General features: G+C 66.4%; 3 protein-coding genes. 2 read left to right on the top strand and 1 reads right to left on the bottom strand.

Annotated features, from left to right (window positions below; all coding sequences use genetic code 11):
- The coding region (locus ON45_RS23340) for a hypothetical protein (protein ID WP_040496666.1) at positions 1-234 on the top strand (234 nt) is incomplete at its 5' end.
- A gap of 57 nt (positions 235-291) precedes the next feature.
- Positions 292-1,068: an SDR family NAD(P)-dependent oxidoreductase gene (locus ON45_RS20565; protein WP_040496664.1), complete on the top strand. Its 777-nt coding sequence runs from the start codon at positions 292-294 to the stop codon at positions 1,066-1,068.
- Position 1,069: 1 nt separating this feature from the next.
- Here ON45_RS20565 and ON45_RS20560 read toward each other — a convergent pair whose 3' ends face one another.
- Complete coding sequence (locus ON45_RS20560) at positions 1,070-2,233, bottom strand: LLM class flavin-dependent oxidoreductase (protein WP_173400709.1); 1,164 nt, start codon at positions 2,231-2,233, stop codon at positions 1,070-1,072.
- Positions 2,234-2,382: the final 149 nt, after the last annotated feature.

The following is a 2,382-nucleotide window of genomic DNA, read 5'->3' as shown; positions in this document are numbered from 1 at the left end:
GAGTATTGGTTCCGCCGGGGATGGACGAGCGTCGATGGCGTCGAACTGAGCGGCGACACCGCCGATGAGATCGTGTACTACGACGCCAGGTCGGGTTTCACGCGGTTCATGAATCCGAATCACCGGGGTTCGGGTCGGTTGTTGGCTCAGTATTCGTTCCGACCAGGATGGACCAGCGTGACCGGAGTCCAGCTCGACGGCGGCGCCGACGAGCTCCTCTACTACGGGACCTAGAGACACGCCCCCATCCGGATTGCGTCGGAATCGAGCCCGCGATCTAGCGTCTGGCGAATGGACATCACAGGTGCAAGTGCAATCGTCACGGGTGGGGCCTCCGGCATCGGAGCGGCCACCGCCCGCATGCTCGCCGACCGCGGCGCAAAGGTCGTCATCGCCGACCTCAACGAGGAGGCGGGCACGGCGCTCGCCGACGAGATCGGCGGCGCGTTCGCCAAAGTCGACGTCACCAACACCGACGACCTCGTCAACGCCGTCGAGATGGCGAAGTCGATGGGTCCCGTTCGCGTGCTCGTCAACTCGGCCGGCATCGGCTGGGCGCAGCGCACGATCGGCCGTGACGGCACGCTCGAATCGGCGGCGAACCTCGACGCCTTCAAGAAGGTCATCGCGATCAACCTGATCGGATCGTTCGACGCGATCCGCATCGCCGCCACGGCCATGAGCACGGCCGAACCGATGGAACACGGCGAGCGCGGAGCGATCGTCAACATCGCATCGGTTGCCGCGTTCGACGGCCAGATCGGCCAGGCGAGCTACTCCGCGTCGAAGGGCGGCGTCGTCGGGATGACCCTGCCGATCGCCCGCGACCTCTCGGCCGCCGGGATCCGCGTCAACACCGTCGCCCCCGGACTGATCGACACGCCGATCTACGGCGAGGGCGAGGGCAGCGAGCAGTTCAAGGAGAACCTGCAGAAGGGCGTGCTGTTCCCGAAGCGTCTCGGCGATCCCGAGCAGCTCGCGTCGATGGTCGTCGAGTGCATCACGAACAGCTACATGAACGCCGAGTCGATTCGCGTCGACGGCGGCATCCGCATGCCCCCGAAGTGACCTACGCGGGGCTCGACGTCTCGCTCTCGTAGCGGGCGGTCGCCTCGTCGACAGCGGTGAGCTGCTTCTCGGCGAGTTCCGGTCGTGCCTGCTGGGCGCGGTCGGCAGCGCTGATCAGTGACGAGACGCTTCCTTGGAAGCGCGGCATCACGTGGCGGGCGAACAACTCGTAGCTCTTCTTCGTCGCGGCGTTGTTCGCCCAGTTGTGGGCGAGCGTGAGGTACGCGCCGAAGCCACCGTTCGACTGTTCGAGCAGTGTCTCGATCTGCTCGATCGCCTGGTCGGGAGTGCCGATCACGCCGAGTCCGCCGTTGACGAAGTCGACCATCTCGTCGATGTCGCCACCTTCGACGGCCATCTGCGGGAACGCCGCGACGTTCTGGAAGTAGCGGAACCACTGGACGATGCCGTACTCGACGTCGCGGCGAGCCTCCTCCTCGGACTCGGCGAGGTGCATCAGACCGACCAGGCGCCACTTCGCCCGGTCGGCGACCTGGTCGTGCTGCGCCGCGACGTCCTCCTGGATCGTCCAGTGGTGGGCGAGGACGTCCATGCCGATCGCGACCGTTGCGCCGAGCGACAGCACGCCCGCTCCGTAGCGGCCGGCGATCTTCGCGCCCGATGGAGACGCAACCGCGGCGACCGCGATGTCGAACAGCGGATCGGAGTACGGACGCAGGTGGAGTCGTGCGTCGTTCAAGGTCAACCGATCCGAGGAGTAGCTGATCGGCTCCTCGGACGTGAGCAGGTGCATCACGATCTCCATGTACTCCTCGAGCAACGGTCGCATCTGGGTCGGCTCCAGGCCGAGCATCGCCGCGTCGGTGGGAAGCGCGCCGGGGCCGACACCCAGCATGATGCGCCCTCGGGTGAGGTGATCGAGCAGCACCATTCGCTCGGCCACCCACAGCGGGTTGTGGTACGGCAGCGAGACGACGCCCGTGCCGAGCTTGATGTGTTTCGTGCGTGCCGCAGCGGCCGCGATGAAGATCTCGGGGGAGGCGATGATCTCGCTCCCCGCCGAGTGGTGCTCGCCGATCCAGGCCTCGTCGAACCCGAGCTCGTCCATGTGGGCGAGGAGGTCGAGATCGTGTTCGAGCGAGAGCGTCGGGTTGTGCTCGGGTGGATGGAACGGAGCCATGAAGGTGCCGAATCGAAGTCGCATGTGAATTCCCCTCGTGTGTGACGTGTCGGTGCCGTCCCCCGGGATCTGACCGTAGACCTTCGGCGATGGTCGGTCGGACGCGGACAGCGGAGTGCGTGCTGTCGATCGGGTCGTGGCGGTGTGCCATCGGGTGTCTGACACCGGATGGC

Source organism: Ilumatobacter nonamiensis YM16-303 (genome assembly GCF_000350145.1).
Classification (GTDB): Bacteria; Actinomycetota; Acidimicrobiia; order Acidimicrobiales; family Ilumatobacteraceae; genus Ilumatobacter_A; species Ilumatobacter_A nonamiensis.
Note: the sequence above shows the minus strand (reverse complement) of the source record. Positions and strands in the feature narration are given on the sequence as shown.

Bases quoted from the DNA above. Each gene is read 5' to 3' on its own strand.
- ON45_RS20565 (WP_040496664.1), top strand. From the start codon at position 292: ATGGACATCACAGGTGCAAGTGCAATCGTCACGGGTGGGGCCTCCGGC.
- ON45_RS20560 (WP_173400709.1), bottom strand. From the start codon at position 2,233: ATGCGACTTCGATTCGGCACCTTCATGGCTCCGTTCCATCCACCCGAG.